Annotated in this window: 22 protein-coding genes and 1 pseudogene; 13 read left to right on the forward strand and 10 right to left on the reverse strand. The window is 43.8% G+C overall.

Features of this window, described 5'->3' with window-relative positions; all coding sequences use genetic code 11:
* Window positions 1–72 precede the first annotated feature (72 nt).
* Both AACR11_RS24240 and AACR11_RS24245 read left to right on the forward strand, forming a co-directional pair.
* Window positions 73–573, forward strand: a complete 501-nt coding sequence (locus AACR11_RS24240) for a fasciclin domain-containing protein (protein WP_029788333.1) — start codon at window positions 73–75, stop codon at window positions 571–573.
* Window positions 574–617: 44 nt separating this feature from the next.
* The gene (locus AACR11_RS24245) at window positions 618–1,307 is read left to right on the forward strand and encodes a flavin reductase family protein (RefSeq protein WP_029788334.1); all 690 of its coding nucleotides are present in this window, start codon (window positions 618–620) and stop codon (window positions 1,305–1,307) included.
* 19 nt (window positions 1,308–1,326) lie between these two features.
* On the opposite strand, the gene AACR11_RS24250 is transcribed toward AACR11_RS24245, so the two are convergent.
* Window positions 1,327–2,199 (reverse strand): patatin-like phospholipase family protein, encoded by an 873-nt coding sequence (locus AACR11_RS24250; RefSeq protein ID WP_029788335.1) that lies wholly within the window; start codon window positions 2,197–2,199, stop codon window positions 1,327–1,329.
* 191 nt (window positions 2,200–2,390) lie between these two features.
* Window positions 2,391–3,032, reverse strand: coding sequence for a MarC family protein (locus AACR11_RS24255; RefSeq protein WP_005447464.1), 642 nt, complete (start codon window positions 3,030–3,032; stop codon window positions 2,391–2,393).
* Between the two features lie 213 nt (window positions 3,033–3,245).
* Between AACR11_RS24255 and nfsA the strand changes: the two genes are divergently transcribed.
* The 4 genes from nfsA (at window position 3,246) to AACR11_RS24275 (ending at window position 8,316) form a co-directional block, all read left to right on the forward strand.
* Window positions 3,246–3,968, forward strand: coding sequence for an oxygen-insensitive NADPH nitroreductase (gene nfsA / locus AACR11_RS24260; RefSeq protein ID WP_029788336.1), 723 nt, complete (start codon window positions 3,246–3,248; stop codon window positions 3,966–3,968).
* A gap of 533 nt (window positions 3,969–4,501) precedes the next feature.
* Window positions 4,502–5,623 carry a polysaccharide export protein gene (locus AACR11_RS24265; protein WP_005447460.1) on the forward strand — a complete coding sequence of 374 codons (1,122 nt, stop codon included), beginning with the start codon at window positions 4,502–4,504 and terminating at the stop codon, window positions 5,621–5,623.
* 71 nt (window positions 5,624–5,694) lie between these two features.
* Window positions 5,695–6,135, forward strand: coding sequence for an arsenate reductase/protein-tyrosine-phosphatase family protein (locus AACR11_RS24270; RefSeq protein WP_005447459.1), 441 nt, complete (start codon window positions 5,695–5,697; stop codon window positions 6,133–6,135).
* Window positions 6,136–6,165: 30 nt separating this feature from the next.
* The gene (locus AACR11_RS24275; protein ID WP_029788337.1) at window positions 6,166–8,316 is read left to right on the forward strand and encodes a polysaccharide biosynthesis tyrosine autokinase; all 2,151 of its coding nucleotides are present in this window, start codon (window positions 6,166–6,168) and stop codon (window positions 8,314–8,316) included.
* Between the two features lie 113 nt (window positions 8,317–8,429).
* On the opposite strand, the gene AACR11_RS24280 is transcribed toward AACR11_RS24275, so the two are convergent.
* Together AACR11_RS24280 and AACR11_RS24285 are read right to left on the reverse strand one after the other, a co-directional pair.
* The gene (locus AACR11_RS24280; RefSeq protein WP_005447457.1) at window positions 8,430–8,801 is read right to left on the reverse strand and encodes a hypothetical protein; all 372 of its coding nucleotides are present in this window, start codon (window positions 8,799–8,801) and stop codon (window positions 8,430–8,432) included.
* 4 nt (window positions 8,802–8,805) lie between these two features.
* Window positions 8,806–9,114, reverse strand: coding sequence for a monooxygenase (locus tag AACR11_RS24285; protein WP_029788338.1), 309 nt, complete (start codon window positions 9,112–9,114; stop codon window positions 8,806–8,808).
* Window positions 9,115–9,223: 109 nt separating this feature from the next.
* Between AACR11_RS24285 and AACR11_RS24290 the strand changes: the two genes are divergently transcribed.
* Both AACR11_RS24290 and AACR11_RS24295 read left to right on the forward strand, forming a co-directional pair.
* Window positions 9,224–10,117: a LysR family transcriptional regulator gene (locus AACR11_RS24290; protein ID WP_029788339.1), complete on the forward strand. Its 894-nt coding sequence runs from the start codon at window positions 9,224–9,226 to the stop codon at window positions 10,115–10,117.
* 326 nt (window positions 10,118–10,443) lie between these two features.
* A pseudogene (locus AACR11_RS24295) lies at window positions 10,444–11,714 on the forward strand (DUF1835 domain-containing protein).
* A gap of 56 nt (window positions 11,715–11,770) precedes the next feature.
* On the opposite strand, the gene AACR11_RS24300 reads toward AACR11_RS24295, so the two are convergent.
* Complete coding sequence (locus AACR11_RS24300) at window positions 11,771–12,367, reverse strand: TetR/AcrR family transcriptional regulator (protein ID WP_029788340.1); 597 nt, start codon at window positions 12,365–12,367, stop codon at window positions 11,771–11,773.
* A gap of 284 nt (window positions 12,368–12,651) precedes the next feature.
* Here AACR11_RS24300 and AACR11_RS24305 point away from each other — a divergent pair, with 284 nt between their 5' ends.
* The 5 genes from AACR11_RS24305 to AACR11_RS24325 all read left to right on the forward strand — a co-directional run bounded on the left by AACR11_RS24305 (window position 12,652) and on the right by AACR11_RS24325 (window position 18,194).
* Entirely contained in the window at window positions 12,652–13,491 is an 840-nt protein-coding gene (locus AACR11_RS24305) for a hypothetical protein (RefSeq protein WP_079325167.1), read from the forward strand.
* A gap of 12 nt (window positions 13,492–13,503) precedes the next feature.
* Window positions 13,504–14,628, forward strand: coding sequence for a BamA/TamA family outer membrane protein (locus AACR11_RS24310; RefSeq protein WP_029788341.1), 1,125 nt, complete (start codon window positions 13,504–13,506; stop codon window positions 14,626–14,628).
* 9 nt (window positions 14,629–14,637) lie between these two features.
* Complete coding sequence (locus AACR11_RS24315) at window positions 14,638–15,702, forward strand: DUF4056 domain-containing protein (RefSeq protein WP_029788342.1); 1,065 nt, start codon at window positions 14,638–14,640, stop codon at window positions 15,700–15,702.
* A 320-nt stretch (window positions 15,703–16,022) separates the two neighbouring features.
* The gene (locus AACR11_RS24320) at window positions 16,023–17,327 is read left to right on the forward strand and encodes a dicarboxylate/amino acid:cation symporter (protein ID WP_005437888.1); all 1,305 of its coding nucleotides are present in this window, start codon (window positions 16,023–16,025) and stop codon (window positions 17,325–17,327) included.
* A gap of 402 nt (window positions 17,328–17,729) precedes the next feature.
* Window positions 17,730–18,194 (forward strand): DUF6795 domain-containing protein, encoded by a 465-nt coding sequence (locus AACR11_RS24325; RefSeq protein ID WP_321572335.1) that lies wholly within the window; start codon window positions 17,730–17,732, stop codon window positions 18,192–18,194.
* A 133-nt stretch (window positions 18,195–18,327) separates the two neighbouring features.
* Here AACR11_RS24325 and AACR11_RS24330 read toward each other — a convergent pair whose 3' ends face one another.
* The 5 genes from AACR11_RS24330 to AACR11_RS24350 form a co-directional block, all read right to left on the reverse strand.
* The gene (locus tag AACR11_RS24330) at window positions 18,328–18,741 is read right to left on the reverse strand and encodes a DUF6795 domain-containing protein (RefSeq protein ID WP_162860679.1); all 414 of its coding nucleotides are present in this window, start codon (window positions 18,739–18,741) and stop codon (window positions 18,328–18,330) included.
* A 206-nt stretch (window positions 18,742–18,947) separates the two neighbouring features.
* Window positions 18,948–19,322, reverse strand: a complete 375-nt coding sequence (locus AACR11_RS24335; RefSeq protein ID WP_017818396.1) for a YkvA family protein — start codon at window positions 19,320–19,322, stop codon at window positions 18,948–18,950.
* 205 nt (window positions 19,323–19,527) lie between these two features.
* The gene (locus tag AACR11_RS24340; RefSeq protein WP_005447444.1) at window positions 19,528–20,652 is read right to left on the reverse strand and encodes a M20 family metallopeptidase; all 1,125 of its coding nucleotides are present in this window, start codon (window positions 20,650–20,652) and stop codon (window positions 19,528–19,530) included.
* A 9-nt stretch (window positions 20,653–20,661) separates the two neighbouring features.
* Window positions 20,662–21,129: a YjiG family protein gene (locus AACR11_RS24345; protein WP_005374849.1), complete on the reverse strand. Its 468-nt coding sequence runs from the start codon at window positions 21,127–21,129 to the stop codon at window positions 20,662–20,664.
* A complete protein-coding gene (locus tag AACR11_RS24350) occupies window positions 21,129–21,869 on the reverse strand; it encodes a nucleoside recognition domain-containing protein (RefSeq protein ID WP_005437881.1) in 741 nt (246 codons plus the stop codon). The genes AACR11_RS24345 and AACR11_RS24350 overlap by 1 nt, the downstream gene beginning before the upstream one ends.
* Between the last annotated feature and the right edge of the window lie 173 nt (window positions 21,870–22,042).

Below are 22,042 nucleotides of genomic sequence, written 5' to 3' on the forward strand. Positions count from 1 at the left end.
GACATTTCTAAATGGGTCAAACCGGACATTACTATCGGGGGCGTACAACCCAAACAACAAAAGGAATGCATTATGTTGAAACACATCTTGGTTACGACCACGGTTTTGTTCGCCACCCTAACTTTTTTACTGCCAGCGAAAGCACATGAACATGGAATGATGAAAGAAGACATCGTTGATGTGGCCGCAGCAAATGGCTCGTTCAATACGTTGGTCGCAGCAGTCAAAGCCGCAGGCTTAGTGGATACGCTAAAAGGTAAAGGTCCATTCACTGTATTTGCACCCACAGATGAAGCTTTTGCTAAGCTTCCAGATGGAACAGTCGAAATGCTACTCATGCCCGAGAACAAAGATAAGCTGGTTGCGATTCTCACTTACCATGTGGTTCCGGGAAAAGTGATGGCTGCAGACGTAGTCAAAATGAATAAAGCGACGACAGTCCAAGGGCAAGACGTGATGATCAAAACCATGGGCGATAAAGTGATGATCAATAACGCTACCGTAATTGCCACCGACGTCAAAGCTAAGAATGGTGTGATACACGTGATCGACACCGTCATCATGCCGAAATAGTGACACAACATGGAAGGGCGAGGTTTCTCGCCCCTTTTTAGGACATGGAAAACATCAAACTCTCAAAGCATGATATACAAACGATGGAGCAGCGCCAAAGAACTCGATTGGTCAACTCCCTTGCGGGATACAAAAGCGCGAACCTCATCGGAACAAGAGACAGGCAAGGACAAGAGAACCTGGCTATCGTAAGCTCTGTGATCCACTTAGGCTCACATCCGCCACTGTTTGGTTTTATTGTTCGTCCACGCAAAAGCCGTCGTCATACATTAGAAAACATCCTCGATACCAAGCACTTCACCATTAATGCCGTCGGCGTCGATTTCGTCCAAAAAGCACATCAAACCTCCGCCCGCTATCCAAAACAGATATCAGAGTTTGAAGCGGTAGGACTTACTCCTTACTATGATGATGCGTTTCCTGCGCCATTTGTCCTAGAGAGCAATCTCAAAATGGGGTTGGTGTTGAGAGAACACATCAAGATTGAAAGCAATCAGACAGAGATGCTGATTGGTGAAGTGTTGATGGTACACGCACCTGAAAGAGCCATCATGCCCGATGGCTACCTAGATCTAGAGCTACTCGACTTAGTGACCGTTTCCGGGCTCGACAGCTACCACGTCACGCAACGTCTGCATAGGTTAAGTTATGCCAAACCAGACGCTCGCCTATTCCCTCTGACGAGGGAGGGAGAACCTTCATCTTGGGGAGCACTTGAAGTTGATATGGACTAACCGCTTTAGACATCAAAAGCTAAATACAGAAGTGGCAGTTTTCTCTGTCTAAGCCGTGTTCACCGGCCAGGTTGGTAAGGTGGGCGCGCCCTGCTTCCAATCCCATTTCGTAACCTTCTAGCAATACCGACTGGCGCATTGATAGACGTTGTACACTGAATTCATCCGGCGGTGCAATAACGCGAATGTGCGTGTCTTTTGGAGGATTACGAATGAAATCTAACGATTCGTTGTAGTTCTCTGAACGGCGCAACATTGCCTCTGCCATCTGTGGATGCTCAGCGAACAACTTCTTCATTAACCAAGGCGTTTTTACCGGCTTTTTCTCATAAGCCAAAGGATGAGAAAGGATAACCGTAATATCACGAGCGCCGCGACGATGTGCTTCTCGAACCGGAATGGAATCCGCCACACCACCATCGGTATAACAACCACCAGAGAAGCAAGGAGTATGCTTGTACGCAATAGGCAGTGCCGTCGTCGCTTCCATCGCATTATGGAAGTTATGACGATTTACACGGTAATAATCCGCTTTACCCGTATTTACGTTCGTTGTCGCCGCTAAGAAAGGAATGCCTTCAAACAGTTTTGCTTCATCGACTGGGTACAAACGATTTGATTCTTCAAACAACCATTTCACATCGATCAAATCACCGCCTTTTAAAAAACGAGTAGGATCGAAAAAGCGTTTGCTGGTTGCTAATTTAGTAATGACGTTGATGCTACGGTGCGGGTAATCGGTCAAATAACCGATCAAATTTGAAGCCCCTGCCGATACGCCAATCGCAAAATCAAATGGTTTGTAGTCTTGTTCTAAGAATGCATCCAATACGCCGCTAGCAAAGACACCACGCATTGCACCACCTTCGACTACGATTGCTTTTGTTGCCATGTTTCCCCCCAATAATTGCTCTGAAAAGGTTACTGAAATTCGTGCTACAGCAACAATTGGTTATTCTTATTATTGAGATAGGCGAAGTCTATGTGTTTTTGGCTTTTTAAGTGGAAACTTAGGATCAAAAAATCCACATCAACTGCCTAGTCAATGTGGATTCAAAGTAAAGTATTCAGATGCTAAAGAAATTAAGCAAAAACGGTTTTATACGCCTCTGCAGCGCCATCAATGAACATTTGTGTGCCAATCACGGCGAGGATCAGCCCCATCATTTTGGTGATCACATTCAGTGCACTTGGACCAACAGCTTTCACTAACTTGTCGCCAAAGAGAAACAAAACGTAAGTAATAGCACAGAGCACAGCAAAGGATGCGATAGTAATAATGGTTTCCGTTATTCCACCCGCTGTTGCAAAGTTCATTGCTGTCGCGAGAGTGCCCGGACCAGCTAAAATCGGCATTGCCAGTGGGGAAACTGCAATACTTAAAGCCGCCTGTTCTTGCTCTGGTGAGTAGGCTTTCTCTTTGGTCTTCTTGTGCGTTGATTCACCTTGCAGCATGTGAAAGCCAATTAAAAAGACTAAGATGCCGCCGGTAATACGCAACGCGTATAACGTAATGCCGAACAAGTCGAAAATCACCTTACCCGCAACAGCAAACACAGCAACAATAACAAAAGCGATAAAGACCGAACGAAATGCAATTGAGCGGACCGTTTGTTTATCATCATCCGCTGTTAGGCTTAAAAAGATAGGAATGTTCGCGATAGGGTTCATGATGGCAAAAAAGCCCATAAACACTGTGACCGTATGAAGTATTAGCTCTTTCATGTTCTCCACATTTGGTAAGCTATTGATTATTAAAAATCAGTATATACCCAAGTTTATAAATAACGTCACTTTATGTTCAATTTGCTCGGTTGCACTTCGTCAAGTTTTGTCCTGTGGCACACTTTGTAGTGCATCTCTGTTTACGCTCCCAATAAATGCCGTTATGGTGAAGATTCAGCCAAATAGAACCACTCTTCAGGAAGCCAGAACATCATGAACAACACGATTGAAACCATTCTTGCTCATCGCTCTATCCGAAAATTCACCGCAGTTCCTATTACTGATGAACAAAGACAAACCATCATTCAAGCAGGTTTAGCTGCGTCTTCTTCTAGTATGCTTCAAGTCGTCTCAATCGTTCGAGTGACTGACTCTGAAAAGCGTAAGCAATTGGCTCAATTTGCTGGTAACCAAGCTTATGTTGAAAGTGCGGCTGAGTTCTTAGTGTTTTGTATTGATTATCAACGCCATGCAACCATCAATCCTGATGTACAGGCAGACTTTACAGAACTAACTCTGATTGGAGCAGTTGATTCTGGAATCATGGCACAAAACTGCTTGCTTGCAGCCGAGTCCATGGGATTAGGTGGCGTATATATTGGAGGACTAAGGAATAGCGCCGCTCAAGTTGATGAGCTATTGGGCTTACCGGAAAATAGCGCGGTGTTGTTTGGTATGTGCTTAGGGCATCCCGATCAAAATCCCGAAGTAAAGCCACGCCTACCTGCACATGTGGTTGTTCATGAAAATCAATACCAAGAGCTAAACTTAGATGATATTCAGAGCTACGATCAAACTATGCAAGCGTATTATGCGAGCCGTACAAGCAATCAAAAACTGAGTACATGGTCGCAAGAAGTCACTGGGAAGCTTGCTGGTGAGTCGCGACCTCATATCCTACGGTACTTGAACAGTAAGGGGCTAGCAAAACGCTAATATCATTGAAATGATGGTTTGTTGTATGAAATCGTTCATCAAACCATCACTTTTTTGCACCAACATCATGTTCTGACTGTTAGCTTCCTACTTCTTGGCAAAACCATAACAAAGCACTATTGACCCCGAACAAAAAATACGACACCCATCACACTTTAAAACAAAGTAGATAAATTTTTTTAGAAATTTAGTCGCATTATTAACTGATTAAAAACCCGCACAATCTTAAATTTCGTGAGCTAATACGGAAATTTAGAGCTAATTAAAAAACACTATTGTCAAATTAACGCTACTTGACGCCCAAAAATATAAAATTCAGTAATATATAACTAGATTCTTATCAATTTATCGTCTATTGCCCCTCCATAAGAAATTCTTTAGAGTGCGCTCGCCAGATGCAACTCATTTCTTATTGAGTATTTTATAAATTAAAACGAAGGTTGATACTCAGCAAACCATGATGTGTTGTTTTTTCAGGCAAAAATATCGTTGTTCTTAGCAACTCGCTCTTTACGTCAGATGAATGAAAAAGCATGAATTTCAACCATACAAAGCTAGGCAGTTTACTCCTTTCCTCTGTACTTCTCGCTGGATGTACAGTACCGGGCAGTCACTTATCCACGAGTGGAAAGCACATCGTTGAAGACAACAGCGCCAATACGGCGGCAGATTTTAACGTCTTTCCACTGACTCTTGATAAAGTCTCGCAGCTAAAAAGCTCAGATGTAGAGACCAAAGCGAACCCAACACTTGACCATCAACTCGCGGCTTACGAGTATGAAGTCGGTCCTGGCGATATTCTGAATATCACTATTTGGGATCACCCTGAACTGACCATTCCAGCAGGCTCTTACCGTAGCTCTGAAGAAGCGGGTAACTGGGTGCATGCTGATGGCACCATCTTCTATCCATACATCGGTATTGTTGAAGTTGCGGGTAAAAATGTTCGCCAAATTCGTACCATTATTGCTAACAAGTTGGCGAAGTACATTGAGAGTCCACAAGTGGATGTGAGTGTTGCGGCATTCCGTTCCAAGAAATCTTACATCACTGGCGAAGTTAACAAGCCAGGGCAACAACCTATCACCAATATCCCACTTACGCTTCTTGATGCAGTTAACCGCGCTGGCGGTCTAGCAGAAGATGCGGATTGGCGTAACGTCACACTGACACGCCAAGGCAAAGTCGAAAACATTTCTCTCTATGCGCTAATGCAAGAAGGTGACCTTACTGAAAACCGATTACTTCAACCTGGCGACATCGTACATGTGCCAAGAAATGACACTCAAAAAGTGTTTGTTATGGGTGAAGTTAACGATCCTAAGCTACTGAAAATGGATCGCGCAGGCATGAGCTTGACCGAGGCTTTAAGCAATGTTGGTGGTATCAACCAACTTTCTGCGGATGCAACTGGCGTTTTTGTCATCAGAAAATCTCAAGACAATCAAGCATTAGGCGACATTTACCAACTTGATGTCTCTGACGCAGCGGCGTTAGTGATTGGTACTGAATTTGATTTGGAACCTTACGACATTGTGTATGTTACTGCTGCACCAGTCAGTCGTTGGAACCGCGTTATTGCACAGTTAGTACCGACGATTTCAGGCTTCAATGAGCTTACAGAAGGTGTTCTACGCGTTAGAAACTGGCCGTAGTTCAGACGTTCTTGAAAGGGCTTATGTGAAGAGGTAAGCCCTTTCCAATAGTTATTGATAAGGAACAAACCATGTTTTCAAACATTCTTGTCGTATGTGTAGGTAACATTTGTCGCTCTCCGACTGGGGAACGAGTGCTTCAACAACTTCTTCCGAATAAAACCATTTCTTCAGCCGGTATTGCCGTTGAGAAAAGTCGACTGACTGGGAAACCAGCGGATGAGACAGCAACGCTCATTGCCTCGGAAAAAGGGTTTTCTCTTGAGAATCACCAAGCGCAACAACTTACTGCGCAGCTTTGTGCGAAACAAGATCTTATCTTGGTAATGGAACAAGGTCATATCGATGCATTAACTGAGATCGTTCCAGAAGCAAGAGGCAAGACCATGCTGTTTGGGCATTGGATGAATTCTGTCGACATTCCAGATCCATACAGACAAAGCAGAGAAGCATTTGATCATGCGTTTTCTCTGATTGAGCAATCCGCTCAGGCTTGGGCAAAAAAACTATAACTTCAGATTACTTGGCGAAATAAAAAAACAATGGCTAACCAAACTATAAGTTCATCTGCACCAACCGATGATGAAATCGATCTCGGTAAACTGTTTGGCATATTGATAGATGCGAAATGGTTCATCATTGGCATTACGCTTCTCTTTGCAACAATCGGTATTGCCGTGGCATTGCTATCGACACCTATCTACAAAGCTGATGCTCTGATTCAGATCGAACAGAAAAGCTCTGGTGGTATTTCGGCGATGGTCGGCGATATGGGCGAGCTTTTTGCTGCAGAATCGTCAGCAACGACTGAGATTGAGATCATCAAATCACGTATGATCCTTGGTGATACGGTCGATAAATTTAACCTAACGACGATTGCCACTCCGGACTATCTTCCTTTTATCGGTAAAGGTCTTGCTCGCATCAATGGCACTCAAGATTACATCTCAGTTTCAACTTTCGAGATGCCACGTACCGCGCAAGGTTACAAGCATCAGCTTGTGGTAACAGATGCAGAGAAAAGCAGTTTTGATCTGATGATTGAAGATCAAATTGTGCTTTCTGGCGTTGTTGGTCAAACGATTGAAATGAATGGCTACCGCATCAAAGTACGTGAACTGGTTGCGCAAAACGAAGACAGTTTTTCAATCGGAAAAATTAGCAAGCTTGACGCGATCAACCGATTGGCTTCACAGCTGTCTATTTCAGAACGTGGCGCGAAAACAGGTATTGTGTCACTGAGTATTGAAGGCGAATACCCTGAACGTAACCAGCAAATTTTGAATGACGTTGTGCAAAACTACTTTCTACAGAATGTAAGAAGAAACTCAGCGGAAGCGGAACAGAGCCTAAACTTTCTAAAAGATCACCTACCGGAAATCAAAGAGAAACTGACAGGGTCTGAAGACGTACTGAATCGTTTTAGACAAGAAAACGAATCGATCGACTTAAACCTTGAAGCACAATCAACACTCAAAGTGATGGTCGCTCTTGAAGCGCAGCTTAACGAACTGACATTCAAAGAAAGTGAAATCAGCCAAAAGTTCACGCAGGATCACCCAGCATATAAATCACTATTGGATAAACGTCAGACGTTACTGCAAGAAAAAGCTCGTTTGAACCGACAAGTTCAGAAGCTGCCAAAAACGCAGCGTGAAGTCCTACGTATGACACGTGACGTTGAAGTTAACCAACAGATCTACATTCAGCTTCTCAACAAAGTTCAAGAGTTGAACATTATTAAAGCTGGTACCGTTGGTAACGTACGCATTATCGATAGTGCACAGTCTTACGCTATTCCAGTGAAGCCTAAGAAGCCTCTTATCGTTGTTCTAGCAACATTATTAGGCGGTATGGTTGCCGTTGCTTTTGTTCTGGTTAAAACCGCTTTCCACCGCGGCGTCACTTCTCCAGACGAGATTGAACAAACGGGTATTTCTGTTTACGCAAGTGTTCCTAAGTCGGTACAACAATTAGAAGTTGCGAGCAAACTTAAGCGCAAGAGCAACAAAGACCTGCTTCTATTGGCAGAAGAAAACCCTGCGGATCTTTCGATTGAAGCACTACGTGGACTTCGTACTAGCCTTCATTTTGCGATGATGGAAGCGAAAAACAACGTACTGATGATCTCTGGTCCAGCGCCTTCAATTGGTAAGACATTTGTATCGACAAACTTTGCGGCAGTAGCAGCGAAGACAGGTCAAAAAGTGTTGTTGGTCGATGCGGACATGCGTAAAGGTTACTTGCAACAATGTTTTGGTCTGACGGCTGATAACGGTCTTTCTGATTTCTTAAGCGGTAAGATTAGTCAAGATATGGTGATCAAGCCGACTAAAGTTGAGAACTTAGATGTAATTACTCGTGGTCAAGTACCACCAAACCCTTCTGAGCTTTTGATGCACCCACGATTTGTTGAGTTTGTAGAAAAAGCATCACAAGAGTATGACCTAGTGATCATCGATACACCGCCAGTATTGGCAGTGACTGACCCTAGTATCGTTGGTGCGATTGCAGGAACCACTCTGATGGTAGCTCGCTTTGACCAAACGACATCGAAAGAGCTTGAAGTCGCTCGCAGTCGATTTGAACAATCGGGTGTAGAAGTCAAAGGCGTCATTCTTAACGCAATTGAGAAGAAAGCGGCGAGTTCATACGGCTACGGTTATTACAACTACGCCTATAAGAGTGAGTAATGTCGCTACACCCAAGTGACTTAAGCATACTTGGGGAAAACCATAAATAGAAACACAAAGCCCCGCAATTATCGCGGGGCTTTTTAATAATGATCTAATTAAGATAGCTTCTATTATTGCTTCTTCAATTGAAGAAAAGTGAGCACACTCAATAGCAAGAAGAAGGCGGGATCACTCCAACCAAAGCCAACAAACACCCCCGTGATGCCAGCATAAGTAGTGATCGCTACGCCCAAGACATTCGTGACCAACAAAGCTTTAAACAGTTGTTTCGCCGTATTGCCAGATTCAACATCACGCAACATCAAACTTACCGCAGCAATCCCACCTAAAAAGATTGACGTATGCTGGGACAAAAATAGTGCGTACTGGTCATTAATTTGTACACCATACATCGGCCACATCATGGTCGGAACAAAAAATAGAGCAAAAGCAAATACCGTATAAATCGTGCCATGAACGGTTAGAAAGGTGCGGTTAGTCATAATATTACTCTCCGATCGGACCTTGGTTGATGGTGCTTAGTGGCGCGTTGATATCAAATATCTGCCCTCTTACTTGTTCAACCCCCATCTGTTTCAGACGAGCAGCGTGCATTTCGAGATAAGCTTGCGCCGTGGCTTCATCTTCAAAAAGATAGATGCCACCACCAAGTTTATCTGTCTCGCTTTCCGTCCAAATTTTCCAAATCATACCCGGTTCTTGGTTAATTGATTTAGCTAAATCGATCAGAGCATTCGACATCTCTTCACCAAACGGACCATGAAATTCAAAATCAACTTGCAATAGTTTCGCCATCTTGAGTCTCCTCTTCTTATTGACTCGCTTTTGATGGGAAGATTATTACCTTTATAAAACTGACAAAAAAGTTCATAATTTTGCCATTAACTGTGGAAAAAACTGACTAATGAGACTCAAAACAACCTTAGAACAATGGCAAACACTACAAGCAATTGAACAGGCGGGGAGCATTCAGTCAGCCGCAGTGATGCTCAATAAAAGCCATACCACGCTTATCTATTCGGTGAAAAAGCTCGAAGACCAATTAGGTATCAAGCTGATAGAAGTAAAAGGTCGTAAGGCCGGATTAACCGAACACGGTCAGACGATGTTGCGCCGTGCACAATCAATGCTTGAGCAGGCTCGTGAACTTGAAATGATCAGTGAGCAGCTAAATAGCGGTGTAGAATCACAGATAACGGTAGCGATCGATCACTTGTGCGACCCAAGTTGGCTCTATACTCCACTTAGTGAATTTCTCACACATAACAACACGACTTCCGTTCAAGTTGTAGAGACCTCTCTGAGTAAAACCACAGACATGGTGATCAATGAACTTGCGGATATTGCCATCATCAACCTTCCGATCACCAACTACCCTGCTGAAGCGTTCGGCACTACCACTATGGTCCCTGTGATCGCAGCTCGACATTCACTAGCAAAAAAGGAACATATTTCATTGGCGGACTTTGCAACCACCAGCCAAATTGTGGTTCGAGACTTAGGGGAATCAAACAAAGAGAAGCGAGACGTAGGCTGGTTACGCGCGCGTCAAAGAATCACGGTAGATAATTTTGACCACGCATTTAGAGCGGTTGAGCAAGGTGTCGGCTTCTGCCGCCTCCCAAAACATCTCGTTGAGTACCGTCAAAACGACCACATCAAAGAGATAGATCTTGAACATTCGAACCAATATCAAGTCGCTCTACATCTTACCTTGCCGAAAGGAGCGAAAAGTGGACCCGCCGCCCTTGCTCTCTATAAAACACTCCTTGATAGTGCCAAAGTGCGAGTTGGATAGAGCGACACAAAACAAGCTCAACAGGCGCAATTCTTAAGCCTTCATCATGGATGCTTTCTCTTCTCCAACTTACTCCTCGCTTAAGTTCTAGAACTGTTTTATGTGAAGTTAAGTGCAGTTTTGCTTCTTTATATTATTCAAAGTTGCGATACCTGTTTCGATTACATACCATTGAAGCAGCTCAAGCCTAAAGCACCCAACACTCGCGGAAAGAACTCGGTTCACGGCACCTCAACCACCCTGCTTTTGTTAGCAGGAACAATCTGTTTTTACCTTCTTTTTAACTTCTAATAAAGCGAGTGTGGAAGAGATAAGAAAGGTGAAAAATGCAATCTTACAATAGCTTCTCCATTAACCTTAACCAGCAAAAGTCTGTAGCAAAAAAACGCTTAAAGGCCATCCGCCAAAAAGACACCATTGCACTCAAACAGGTTAAACAGTTTCACTCTCAACCAGAAACGCTTACTCCTGACTCTATCCAGCTGTCAGACGTTCAACACGCTCTAGCTAGAGAGCTTGGCTTACCCAGTTGGAGCAAGTTAAAAGCACATATAGAGGAATTAGAAAGGCACAAGCACGCTATTGACCACCAAGCAAACCCGCTTGATGCAGATTTAAAAACACTCCATGTCCGCTGTGGGCACGATATTCAGCAACTATTAAGACTTGCGGGTTTGAAGGTGATTTCTTACCTATGATTGATCCACTGTGCATCGGCCCTATTCCTAATGATGAAAAAGGCTTTGTCGCCATTCGAGCACAATACGTCGTAGGCACATTGCTACCCGTGATGGCTCGCAAAGATTCGGTTCAAAATGTAGCGCAGTTTGAGCAAAACAATATCCATACTCTACTTAACCATCAATATGAACGTATTGTTTTTTGGGTTGAACACGATGCCTATGATCAATTCATGCTACTTCGAGGACTTTCCTTGTTAGAGAACAGGGTAGGTAAAGTGATAGAGATCATCGAATTCAACCAGTTTCCAGGAACAGAACGGTTTATTGGCTTTGGGCAACTCCCTGCCGAAGCTATTCGCTCATGCTGGCAACACCGAAAGCCGGTTACAGCGAAGCTTTTCAGTCAAGCCAAACGCTGCTGGCAAGCGTTGCGGGCTCAAACACCGCAGCCGCTCCTTAACTTGCTAGAACAACATGAATTAGATTGCTTACCGAATATCAAAGCAGTGATGAAACGACACCTTCAAGAACTGCCTAACTCGGAGTCAGGATTGAGCTTCACCCAATATTTGGCGTTGCAAGTATTGGGCGAGCAAAGCACAGCCATCACCGTTAAAGATTGGTTTCAAAGAAGTCAGCAAAGAGAGCCCCTTCCCACCCTCGGTGACGTAATGTTTTATGCATTGCTACTACCACTCGCACGAGCGGAAAAACCACTGTTTGCTGTGGATTCATTTGATAAAAATTGGTGGGAACAACAAGTCAGTATTAATGCTCGTGGCAAAGCTTGTTTGAGTGGGAAAGACTTTTTCATTCAAGACTATTGGGTCGGAGGGCTCCATAACCGAGAACAAGACTATTGGACGTGGGATCACACCTCTCTATCAACACTGCGTCATGTCGTGATGAGTTAAACATTTGAGGCAATAAGCAATAAGCAATAAGCAATAAGCAATAAGCAATAAGCAAACTAACGTCGGTAGCCATCTAAAAACAGCGTAAGAATATCCTCAACGACTTTCTTGCGCTGCTCAATACTCGGCACCGCTTGATTGGCAACCAATTGTGGCCACAAACAGTTTCCTTTCAATAAGCACATTAGCATGCAACTCATCATGACTGGGTCAAGCGCTTTGACCTTGTTATCCGCAATGGCTTCTTTAAACCAGTTTTCCAGCAATGCATCTTGGCGTTGAAGTTGGTGTAGGTAGTTCTCTGCCAATTCTGGTGTGCGCATAAACTCACTGATCACCATCTTGGCGAGCGGCAAACCAAAGTCTTCATACATAGAGTCCAACTTGGCATGCAGATAGGTTCTAAGTTGTGTTTCGATATCGCTCTCTGGTGAGTAATTGAGTTGCAATCGTGCACGCTGAGTTTCGAGCACGCTTTGTATCGACTCGATAAACAACACATCTTTACTTTCAAAATGGCGATATAAGGTACGCTTCGATGCCCCAGCTCGCTCACACACTCTATCCATATTTGCGCCACTAAATCCGTGCTCAATAAACTCCTGTTGAGCCGCTTCAATCAGCGCAATGCGTTTTTTTTCCGAAAGTTTCATCGTTCTAGATTCACCAACCTCATGTAAGTGGCTGCAGAGTATAGCGCGCAAGAATCTAAAGTACACTTTAAAGTTTACTTTTTAAATTTTAAGAGTAAGATGCGCTCGCCGAAGTTAAGAAGCCTCTCTAAAAACACATAAAAGCCGCGGATCTTAACTCTCGTTTTGGTGCTTTTTCCTTATGAGAAAGCAGTGATTTTTCCGTGACGATAATTGAATCTCATAAGCTAAAAGTAACCTATCTTCCGCTTACATTGAGATCGCCACGATTTATGAAGTGACTTATGAAATTACCTTCTTTGCTTGTTGCTGCATCTTGCTTGTTTACCGGAGTCGCGAATGCGGATTCCATTTCTCTTCCTATTTGGAAAGAGAAAGCAGAGGCGCTTGGCTACAATTTGCCAAAACCTTTTGGTTTAAACCTCAGCTATATGAGTATGGAACAAGGCATCAATGTCGACTCTATCGCTTTAAAAGGCTTGGGCGGGATTGAAAAACTAGTCGATATGCAAGCAGAACCAGGTAAACAAGCCACCGATGTAATGACATTGCGTGCTGATGTCTGGCTATTTCCTTTCTTAAACGTTTATGGCTTGATCGGCACGCTCGACGGCTATTCAGAAACGGATGTAAACGTCAAAGTTAAGTTGCCGTTTGTGAAACCACAACGTATTGAGAACTTTCGTCTAGACCTTGACGGTTACACCAAAGGTCTTGGCTTTGTACTTGCCGGCGGCTACGAGCAATGGTTCGCACTGGTCGATGCAAGTTACACTCAAACCAATTTAACCGTTATTGACGGTTCAATTGATGCGCTTGTTGTATCTCCTCGTGTTGGTTACGACTTCCATCAAAATGGCGTGCCAATTCGATTTTGGGTTGGTGCTATGTATCAAGATGTCGAACAAGAACTCTCTGGTTCACTCAAAGATCTTGGACTACCACAATCTTTAGGTGGCGTAATCCCATCAGGCGCGCGTTTTGAAGTAAAACAGCGTTTAGAATCTGAATGGAACACCATCGCAGGCATGCAATACCAAATTAATGAAGATTGGTACCTTTTGGGTGAAGCCGGTTTTGGAGATCGTCAAAGCATCTTCTTCTCTTTAGACCGTCGTTTCTAGGGTAACAAGAAGATGAAAGCCTCTTATTCTCTTGCGCTCACCGCGCTGCTTAGTTCGTCATCTGCTTTTGCTATGCAGCAAGACGAAAGTAGCTTAATGGATGACATCCTGACCAAGCTTGGTTCAAGTGAGACCGTGGATGAATCTAAGTTAATCGACTGGGGCGTATTACCAGGTCCTTTTGTTAACCCAGAACAAGGGTTTGGTATTGGCGTTGCCGCAGTGGGGTTGTACACGCCTTATGACTGGCAAAAAGGCGATCCTTACTCGACCGTCACCGTTACTTCTTATGGTTCAACCTCAGGTTCTTACGGCTTGGGGTTAAACAATCGCACCTATTTAAAAAATGACAAAGTCCGTCTTTTAGGTGAGGCATGGATAAGCCATACCCCCGGTTACTATTGGGGTATTGGCAGCCAAGCCGCAGAAAACGAGAACAACAAAGTGCAGTATGAAGGGCAACGTTTACAGTTGAGCCCAAAAATCGCCGTTGAAGTCGCACCAAATACTTACGCCAAACTTGGCTGGCAATGGCAGTCATTCAGTAAGGTCGACGGTGTCGATGGCGATATTCTCCCTTCAGAAGTTGCCGATGCCACCAGCAGTGGTGTCTTAGTTGGAATGGAATACGACACGCGTGATTTCGAACCGAACCCAATGCGTGGACAGTTTCTCGATATTGAATGGATAGCGAACCGAGATTCACTCGGTAGTGATGAAGACTACGACAACCTCGTTGCTAACTATCGTGTTTACCAACAATGGTCTGACACTACGATTATCGCAATGGAGGTATATTCACAATCGATTTTCGGTGACGCTCCTTGGTTTGATTACGCCCAGTTAGGTGATGACCAGCGTATGCGTGGCTACTACCAAGGGCAATATCGCGATAAACACCAGCTTTCTACACAAGTAGAGATTCGCCATACCATTGCAGGTCGTCATGGTGTGGTTGGGTGGCTAGGTGCCGGTAATATCGCACCGACTTATCACGACCTCTTTAAAAGTGGCTGGTTACCTACTGTCGGGGTTGGTTATCGATTTGCCTTTAAGGCACGTATTAACGTGCGCGTCGATTTGGGCGTCGGCAAAGACAGCACTGGTTTTTATTTCCAAATTAATGAAGCATTCTAGGAGTAGGGTTTGAAGAAAACAGCACTATTACTACTGAGCCTTTGTAGTGGACTCGTCCACGCGCAAGAACTGAAAGCACCGGTTGGCGTAAGACCGTGCTGTGCATTTGGTGTCGATCTCAAAGCGCAACTAGGAAGCGTGCCTGTTCCATTCTTTTCTCTTGAGAATGTCTTATCCAGCAACGAAGTGGGTACTCACCACTATAACGATGGCAGTGAGTCTGTCTCTGGTAGCCTGCTAGGTCTGAATGAAGAAGCTAACGGCATTATCTTTACCAAACTAGGCGGGTTTATTGATACTGCCCACGTCCGTGATACCGCAGATTACACCTATTATTTATTCACCCTAAATCAACATTATCTCGGTCGCGCAGCGCATCTGGACTTGCCTGAAGAACTTCGTGTTCGTCGTATTCGTTGGTATGAACAAAAAGAGAAGCTTAGCGAAGAAGAGAAGCTAGATCGCAGTGCTCAAGCAGCAGCGCTAACCGCGTTTCGACTGGCTCAATGGCATGAAATAGCTCAGTGGTTCGGTATGGTGTCCGTTAGCGGATTTAAAGAGCTGGCATCTGCCTTTTCATCCGAAGACCTCTACTCCAACATGCTCGGCGCAAAATTAGCCAAGCAAGTATTACTGGACAACCCCGAGCTCGATCAAAAAGGCTTTTCTAGAGCCATGGACAGCGCTTTCAAACAAGCTTTAAAGGATTTAAAAGCTCAATCGAAAGCGATAACGAAACAGAAAATCCAGCAACTCGATGGTGATTGGTGGGATAGCTCGCGACGCTTACCTGATAAATGGGTAGTTCGATTCCGAGATTACCATATGGCACTGAACTTAACGCCCAACTACTCTGGTGCAAACCATGAGCTTTCGTTATCCGCGACCTTTGCCGATCAACAACCAATTGACCAGTGGATGAGCGTAGAGTTTAGAGCAAGCGACAATGAAAAAGCCTTCTCAGCACTGCCTAAGTCTCTGACCTCAAAATCAATTTGGACACCTACAGATTATCAACAGATTTCAGATTTTGCTCGTACCATCGATAACCAAACCCGCCCTCCATTGAAATAACACCGCAATAAACAACTGAATAAAAGATGCCTAGTTATGCACTTGGCATCTTGTCCTCTACTTGTATGCAAACAGTTTTCTACCAATCAAGAATGTAAGAATTCATTTCTATCGGTTGTAAATTCGATAAATTTGTTAATCAACAAACTTTTCAACCAGCCTTTTAGTTACCATTTGGTTAATATTCTATTTTTTAAAGTGACTAACTTCACATCTATCGACCATTCAGAGGATTATTCTTTCGTATTTTCACACTCCGCTGCTAATCTGCACGCCGCCTTGAAGTGAACTCAAGGTGCATAACTATAAGGAGTGTTCTCATGAATACCAAGAAACCGATGTCGCTCACCAGCCGCGTAATTTTGGGTATGGTAGCGGGTATCTTGACAGGATTTGCAATTCGCACACTTTTTGCCGACAACGGATTTGTCGACGCATACATTGTTAATGGATTATTCGAAGTTGGTGGACAGATCTTCGTTGCCAGCTTAAAAATGCTTGTTGTACCGCTAGTATTTGTTTCGCTAGTTTGTGGTACCAGCTCTCTAAAAGACCTATCTACATTGGGTCGCATGGGTGGTAAAACCCTTGCTTTCTACGTAGCAACAACCGCTATCGCAATCACACTTGCTCTAACCATGGGTACGCTATTCCAGCCGGGTGCTGGTGCAGACCTAACCGCAGCAAGTTCATTCAAATCAGCAGAAGCGCCATCTTTGGGTCAGGTGATCATTGATATGTTCCCGACTAACCCAATCAGCGCAATGGCAGAAGGTAAAACCCTGCAAGTTATCGTGTTCGCCGTCCTATTCGGTATCGCGATCAGTGCAGCAGGTAAGCCAGGCGAGCGTATCGCAGCATTCTTCTCTGATCTGAATGAAGTAATCATGAAATTGGTTGCGATTCTGATGAACCTTGCGCCTTACGGTGTGTTCTTCCTAATGGCGAAGCTGTTTACAGGTCTTGGTCTAAGCGCAATCTTCAACCTTGCTGAATACTTCGTTGTACTAGCAGGTACGTTATTGCTGCACGGCCTTGTGACTTACAGTCTGATGCTAAAAGGCTTCACTGGTCTAAATCCAATTACGTTCCTACGTAAGATGGAAGACGCAATCATGTTTGCTTTCTCTACAGCATCATCGAACGCGACCATTCCAGTGACAATGGAAACAGCTAAGCACCGTATGGGTGTTGAGAACCGCGTATCATCGTTCACAGTACCGCTAGGTGCAACCGTGAACATGGACGGCACGGCGATCATGCAAGGTGTGGCGACAGCGTTCATCGCGCAGGCATTCAACATCGACCTAACTATGGGTGACTACCTAATGGTTATCATGACGGCAACATTGGCGTCTATCGGTACCGCAGGTGTTCCTGGTGTTGGTCTAGTAATGCTAGCAATGGTATTGAACCAAGTAGGTCTGCCACTAGAGGGCATTGCACTTATCATGGGTGTTGACCGTCTACTTGATATGATTCGTACCGCAGTTAACATCACCGGTGACAGCGCAGTGACTATCATTGTTGCTAAATCGGAAGGCGCACTGGATGAAACTCGCTTCAACGATCCAAAAGCTGGGGTCGCAGAAGAAGAAGTGCATCTGAAACGCGCGGAAGCTTAAACCCTTCTAAACTAAATTATCCTGTCTAAGCAAAAACCACCTTATTCTGAGGTGGTTTTTTATTTCCAATAAACCCGAAATCAAAAAGGTTTAGATAAAATTCTCGTTCCCCGAGGTTGTTTCAATTACTAATCGGTAAGTAGTTAGATTCTATATTAGTTCATCTAGATGGTTAAGATAACTGGTCTATGTTTATCACTTTGAAAATGATATATGGGACATTTTCATCATATAGAGATACAAATTCCATTATCAAATTAAAGATCAAAACCAAATCGCGATAGATAGTAGTCTGATAATTAGGTTGGTACTAAGATACATACATCATAATTTCATATTTAAAAATAGTCTTTTTTATTCATTTTATCATTTCCAATACTTGCATTAGGTTTCAACGAAAGTATGTTCGATTTTTTTAAGAAATTTAAATATACATTAAGCCCAGAGATAAAAGGTACTTTAGTTCTTGATCAAAGACCTCTAGAAAATCTAACGGTTTACTTAGAAGCTAATTTTTTAAAGAATACTTACAAAAGGAGTTCAAGTACTAATGAGTTAGGTGAATTTCACTTTAAACCAGTCATACATTCTCAAAGGTTCAAAGAATTCGCTTTGAATCAAACATACTCATACATAGGGGTATACACCTATATAAATGAAGAAAAGAAATATATTTGGGAGTCTCAGTTAAACTACGTTTCACCACCTATATTTATAGAGGACAACTTAAGTAATCTTTACTGTGAGCTTGAAGATACCGAGTTTCGATACTTTTTCAAGAATATAAACCTAGAAAATGTTCGAGATCTAATGATGGTTAGCTCCTGCAATTTAAATGGATTTTTATATAAAAGACATTTTTCATAGAGTTTATGATTGTGATGATTATTAAACTCAAAGTTCTTTAAAAGCAAAAGCTATACCTGCACGCCTCAATCAAGTTTAAACATGTCAATCAAAGTGCTCATTCTCAGAATATTTCTCTAAAGGAATTCACTACTTAACTTTCGTATACTCCTGATTCCACATAACCAGTTAGTTTGCACTGACTGTACACATAAGTATCATCTTCACCATTTCCAAAATAAGAAAAAGCGAAGTAGTAAACTTCATTGGTTACTTCACAATTCAAATTTCCCATATTTTCTCTAGCAAACTCATAAGTCTCATAACCATCAATTGAAGACTCCCATATCGTCACCTCTTCTCCATTTGCTAGATGAGTCTTCAGGAAAACGAGCACGTATTCCTGATTTAGGCTCAATATGCCTTGAGATTTACGCTCTTCAAATGCAGGGAAGGCAAACGCTCCGCCAGCATCAGTAAGAGTTTGAAACTCATGTATGATTCCACGAACACCAACTCGAAGGACCACTAATTGAGATGACAACGGTGTTCCGTTCAAAGTTAACATACCCCGGATATCTGGCGTATACCTGTACATGGAAGGCTGCCCTTAGCTAAAAACTTGAATCCGAAAGTATACTTTCCAATAGACCAAATCCACCACGGTAAACAACATTACGACGAGCTCGTGTGCTTTAAGTAAATGTTAAAAATAACAATTTCTTATTTGAACTAAACCAAACATTGAACATGTTTGATGGGCAGTTTCCCCACCTACTTCACCATCGAACTCAGCTTTTCTCTCGCTTGTTCTTCATGCTCGTCGGTGATGGCATTGCCGACCGAGTTCGCCGCTAGGGTAAGTGCAGCCATGTCATCGGTAAAGCCGACACCTGCTAGTACGTCTGGTACCATATCTGTTGGCAGGACGAAATAAGCCAGTGCGCCACCTAAGATAGCTTTGTGGCGAACAGAGGTATTGGAATCTGCCATCGCAAGCCATGATTTGATGCCCATAACAGCAATCTCTTCACCTGCTTTCTTGACGGAATTTTTCATTTTACGCCAGAAGGTTTTCTCATCTGGTGCTTGCATCGTTTGGTCTAAGACGTCATCGGACGCCGAATTTACAGACATGCTTGTGGTCATCGTGCCTCCTAAACTTATGACTGTGGCATAGATATTAAGACGATGAACCTGAACGTAGGATTAATAGCGAGTAATGATAATGAAGAAAGGAAGCCAATTGGCTAGATAAAAAAATCCCCAAACCGAAGTCCGGGGATTATTGCCTTGGAAACTAAAAGTTTTGAAACCAAAAGCTTTGGGAACCAAGCTTTAGAAGCAGAATGCCTTATTGAGCAATCTTCTCCAGTACACGCATCAGCATTTTGATTCGCGGTTCGATCGACTCAAGTAACAAGTACTCTTGGTCACTGTGGAAGCCTGCACCGATAGGTCCTAGACCATCCAAAGTTGGAACGCCTAGAATCGCCGTGTTGTTTGCATCAGAGCCACCACCGACTTCTTTCCAGTTGATGTCGATAGCCAATTCACTTGCCGCTTCTTCAACTAATGTCATTAAGCTTTCTGTTTGTGGGCTTGGCACCATAGAAGGCTTATACGCTTCACGAACCAACTCAATGCTCACGCCATCAACGAATGGTGTTTCCAGCATGCCGTTTAGCTTGCTATCGACATCATCGTATTCTTCGTTGCTCCAGAAACGCACATCCACGATCGCTTCAGCATGCTCAGGGACGATGTTCGCACCGTTGCCGCCAGAAACAATACCGACGTTCAACGTGGTACCAGATTCAAAGTTGGTCATTGCATTGACAGCCAAAATCCAATTCGCCATCTCAGTGATTGCGCTGCGACCGTTTTCTGGCTCGTTCCCTGCGTGAGCAGCAACGCCATTAAAGGTCATTTTGTAGCGAGCCATGCCTTTGCGCGCTTTCACTAAACCGCCGTCTGCACGTGCCGCTTCTGCAACCAGAACATTCTTTGCGTTTTTCGCAACTGATTGAATCCAATCCACAGAATCCAAAGAGCCAGTCTCTTCATCTGGGTTCATGCAGATAGCGATAGATAACTTATCCAACACCGCTTGGTCTAGATTGCGCATCGCGTATACGATGTTAAGCAAACCAGATTTCATGTCAGACACACCTGGACCGTAGGCTTTCTCTGCATCTTGAGACATTGGACGAAGCTCAGCGGTACCCACAGGGAACACGGTATCCATATGACCAATCAGCATCACATCGATTTGCTCAGCTTCCGGCTTATTTCGAACTTCAAGACCAACACCGGCTCTGCCACAGTCGATGCGTTTTACGCTCCAACCTGACATCGCTTGGTACTTCTCTTCAAATTGAGAAGCGATGAACTCGATACCATCAGTAGTGTAAGTGCCACAATCCACATTGATTAGCGGACGTAGCTCTTCTAGATATTCATTTAGAGAGAATTGCATGACTCACTCCTAGACAAACAGATTCATCACTAGCATTGCGCCAAATGCGTTCAATACTGAGATTGCAATCATAACTGGGATGTAACGACCTTCAGTACCAATTGGACCCATGATACGACCCATGTACTGAACTTGAGAGCCCATTAGGTAGATAGCAGGCGCAAGAATCGCAATGTGCGTGCCGTTCAGGATGCCTTGGTCAAATAACGTAATCACTACACCAACCGCGCCGCCCATCGACATCCAAGCCCCGATCAATACCGCTGCTGCTTCACCCGGAAGACCAAACACTGCCATGATTGGAGAAAACACAGTGCCCATCAGATCCAGCGCACCAGTGATTTGCAGCGCTTTGATGATAACGAAAGCCATTAATACGTTAGGAACCGTAGAGGTAGTCGCAATTACCCAACCTTTCTTAGCACCTTCGACGAAGATATCCGTCACCATTGGTTTTTTCGCTTTAACGTCACCCATTATGCCGTCTCCTCTTTTAGGTTCTCTGATTTGTTTTGGTCTTGCTTGTCTTCTTTACCTTCCGTCATGTTTAGGTAGATACGGAACAGGTTCGCACCAATGATCTTAAACGCGAACATCACCACAACCGCCAAACCAATAGAAGAAGTTACTGCTAGAGAGCCGTCTGCCATCGTCAACGTGAACAATACCGCACCCGATGAGAAGAAGTTCACGATGGTTGCACCCGCAGTGAACTGGAACATGGTAAATACGTCCGTTTCACGCTTAGTAAGGTGACCTTCATCTTTTAGTTGACGCGTCATAGCCGCACCTGCATCGGTACTTTGTAGAGAAGCAATCAGAGCCAGACCAGAGTTACCAGGGATGCCCATTAGAGGACGTAGAAGAGGAGTAAGAAGCTTACGAGCGGCTTCAAGTGCACCGTAGTGCTCAAGTACGTTGATCATACCTAACGCGAACATAACGGTTGGAATCAAAGTAAGCGCAAAAATGAAACCGTCACGAGCACCGCTACCACCAGTACCACGGAAAGAGGTAGTCGCAGCTTGTACCGCGCCATCTGCACCTTCCGTCACGCCGTAAGCGACTTTACCGAAAGAACCATTAAGCGTTGTAAAGTCGAATACACCGTACCATTCGTTGGATTGCATCAGACCAGAAAAGAACACAACCGCAAACGCGAGTGCAATGTAACACCCGATCGTCACCTTGCGTTCAGCATGAACAGGGCTTGTCATAAATTCACCTATATATGTGGAACAGAACGCATAGATGATCCCCTGAACGACGTGCTAGAGAGATGATCAAAATCAATCCATTTACCGAACAGCCATGCTGCTTAGTTATGAAGTTTTATTTTATGATTTGAATCACATTTAAAAGATAATAAATATTTATGACCAAGATAAGG

Origin of the sequence: Vibrio sp. L85, assembly GCF_963871815.1 — a bacterium.
In the GTDB taxonomy this organism is placed as follows: domain Bacteria; phylum Pseudomonadota; class Gammaproteobacteria; order Enterobacterales; family Vibrionaceae; genus Vibrio; species Vibrio harveyi.

Bases quoted from the DNA above. Each gene is read 5' to 3' on its own strand.
- AACR11_RS24245 (WP_029788334.1), top strand. From the start codon at position 618: ATGGAAAACATCAAACTCTCAAAGCATGATATACAAACGATGGAGCAG.
- AACR11_RS24285 (WP_029788338.1), bottom strand. From the start codon at position 9,114: ATGGCGAAACTATTGCAAGTTGATTTTGAATTTCATGGTCCGTTTGGT.
- AACR11_RS24300 (WP_029788340.1), bottom strand. From the start codon at position 12,367: ATGAAACTTTCGGAAAAAAAACGCATTGCGCTGATTGAAGCGGCTCAA.
- nfsA (WP_029788336.1), top strand. From the start codon at position 3,246: ATGAACAACACGATTGAAACCATTCTTGCTCATCGCTCTATCCGAAAA.
- AACR11_RS24340 (WP_005447444.1), bottom strand. From the start codon at position 20,652: ATGCAATTCTCTCTAAATGAATATCTAGAAGAGCTACGTCCGCTAATC.
- AACR11_RS24280 (WP_005447457.1), bottom strand. From the start codon at position 8,801: ATGACTAACCGCACCTTTCTAACCGTTCATGGCACGATTTATACGGTA.
- AACR11_RS24335 (WP_017818396.1), bottom strand. From the start codon at position 19,322: ATGACCACAAGCATGTCTGTAAATTCGGCGTCCGATGACGTCTTAGAC.
- AACR11_RS24305 (WP_079325167.1), top strand. From the start codon at position 12,652: ATGAAATTACCTTCTTTGCTTGTTGCTGCATCTTGCTTGTTTACCGGA.
- AACR11_RS24265 (WP_005447460.1), top strand. From the start codon at position 4,502: ATGAATTTCAACCATACAAAGCTAGGCAGTTTACTCCTTTCCTCTGTA.
- AACR11_RS24350 (WP_005437881.1), bottom strand. From the start codon at position 21,869: ATGACAAGCCCTGTTCATGCTGAACGCAAGGTGACGATCGGGTGTTAC.
- AACR11_RS24320 (WP_005437888.1), top strand. From the start codon at position 16,023: ATGAATACCAAGAAACCGATGTCGCTCACCAGCCGCGTAATTTTGGGT.
- AACR11_RS24270 (WP_005447459.1), top strand. From the start codon at position 5,695: ATGTTTTCAAACATTCTTGTCGTATGTGTAGGTAACATTTGTCGCTCT.
- AACR11_RS24275 (WP_029788337.1), top strand. From the start codon at position 6,166: ATGGCTAACCAAACTATAAGTTCATCTGCACCAACCGATGATGAAATC.
- AACR11_RS24330 (WP_162860679.1), bottom strand. From the start codon at position 18,741: ATGTTAACTTTGAACGGAACACCGTTGTCATCTCAATTAGTGGTCCTT.
- AACR11_RS24250 (WP_029788335.1), bottom strand. From the start codon at position 2,199: ATGGCAACAAAAGCAATCGTAGTCGAAGGTGGTGCAATGCGTGGTGTC.
- AACR11_RS24310 (WP_029788341.1), top strand. From the start codon at position 13,504: ATGAAAGCCTCTTATTCTCTTGCGCTCACCGCGCTGCTTAGTTCGTCA.
- AACR11_RS24290 (WP_029788339.1), top strand. From the start codon at position 9,224: ATGAGACTCAAAACAACCTTAGAACAATGGCAAACACTACAAGCAATT.
- AACR11_RS24345 (WP_005374849.1), bottom strand. From the start codon at position 21,129: ATGGGTGACGTTAAAGCGAAAAAACCAATGGTGACGGATATCTTCGTC.
- AACR11_RS24255 (WP_005447464.1), bottom strand. From the start codon at position 3,032: ATGAAAGAGCTAATACTTCATACGGTCACAGTGTTTATGGGCTTTTTT.
- AACR11_RS24240 (WP_029788333.1), top strand. From the start codon at position 73: ATGTTGAAACACATCTTGGTTACGACCACGGTTTTGTTCGCCACCCTA.
- AACR11_RS24325 (WP_321572335.1), top strand. From the start codon at position 17,730: ATGTTCGATTTTTTTAAGAAATTTAAATATACATTAAGCCCAGAGATA.